This window comes from Protofrankia sp. CiP1_Cm_nod4, assembly GCF_982290645.1.
Window position 1 is genome coordinate 4,810 of record NZ_CEVIVC010000133.1, and the last position, 1,365, is coordinate 6,174.

Here is a 1,365-nt window from a genome sequence, read left to right on the forward strand (position 1 = left end):
GCATGACAGTATGGGACGGGCGGCACGCGGACGGCGACGATGACCGGCTCCATCCGAAGGCGTGATCTTCTTCATACGGTGCCAGGCAGGCGGGGCTGACGAGGGAGGATCCCGCGTGTCGACCGGCTCGGCCGAAGTTGTCGGACCCAGCCTCTGAAATAGTGGACGGCGAAGCACATTCCTGTGATTCGCGGATCCCCGCCAGAGGAGGTTGATCATCAAAGTGAACACCGCTCACGTCCTGGCGCCCGAATCGCAGGCCTTCCAGGGCCCGCACGATCCCGTGCGGACGCCCGCATCGTCCGGCCCGCCGGAATCCGGCCACCAGGCGACACCATCCGATCACCATTCGCAACCAGCGCACGATCCAGACACGGCCGGCCCGGCGGTCGCGCTCGATGACCGCCAGCGCCGGGTGCTGGAGTTCGAGCACCACTGGTGGCGGTACGCGGGCGCCAAGGAGACCGCGATCCGCGCCGAGTTCGGTATCTCCGCGACCCGCTACTACCAGATCCTGAACGCCCTGATCGACTCCCCGGCCGCGCTCGCCGCCGACCCCATGCTGGTCAGACGGCTGCGCAGACTGCGGGCAACCCGCCGGCGAGCGCGCTCGGGCCACACCGGCCGCCCCGGCTCGGCCGAGATCTGAGCACCGCGGTGACCGAGACCATCTCCTCCGCGGCCCCTCCTCGGCCACCGCGGCTGCGCCGGGGGGACCGGTTGCACGGGATCGTCGCCGGGGCCGTCGCCGTACTCGCCGTGCTCGGCTGCATCCTGGCCATCGACCTGGTCAACGACCCCTCGCCGGACACCGCGGCCGCCGCCGCGACCGCTTCACCGGCTCCGGCCACGGTCGCGGCCGGGGCCGTGCGGCCCGTCGGCGGTGCGTCCACGGCCGCGTCGGCGGCACCTGCCGCGCCGGCGACGAGCGCCCGTCCGTTACCGGCAGGAACGTCACAGCCGCCGAAGGCGGTTGCTCCCGTCCCGCCGTCGGCCGCGCCGAAACGCGTCTTCGCCCCCGTCGTGATCCTGAACAACTCCAGGGAGCCGGGGCTCGCCGACGCTGCCCGGGCCCGGCTGGAAGCCGCCGGCTTCACGGTGACCCGGGTCGGCAACTACAACGCGGCGTACAACGTCGCGGTACCCACCGTGTTCTACGAGCCGGAGCAGAAGGCCGCCGCCGAGACCCTGCAGGAGCTGATCCCGGATGTCAGAGCCGCGGCTCCCAAGAGCGCGCACTTCAACTCGGACGACCCGCTCATCCTTGTCATCACCAAGGATTTCCAGATCGACCCGCCCGAGTGACGGACCTGAGCCCATGACTCCCACACCCGGCAGCAGCGGCACACCCGGTACCAGCGGCAC

The 1,365-nt window shown here is 71.1% G+C and carries 2 protein-coding genes; both read left to right on the forward strand.

Annotation, left to right across the window (positions count from 1 at the left end):
* Window positions 1–223: 223 nt before the first annotated feature.
* Entirely contained in the window at window positions 224–649 is a 426-nt protein-coding gene (locus tag AC5LSR_RS19540) for a DUF3263 domain-containing protein (protein WP_250286062.1), read from the forward strand.
* Between the two features lie 8 nt (window positions 650–657).
* Complete coding sequence (locus AC5LSR_RS19545) at window positions 658–1,305, forward strand: LytR C-terminal domain-containing protein (RefSeq protein WP_493468784.1); 648 nt, start codon at window positions 658–660, stop codon at window positions 1,303–1,305.
* Window positions 1,306–1,365: the final 60 nt, after the last annotated feature.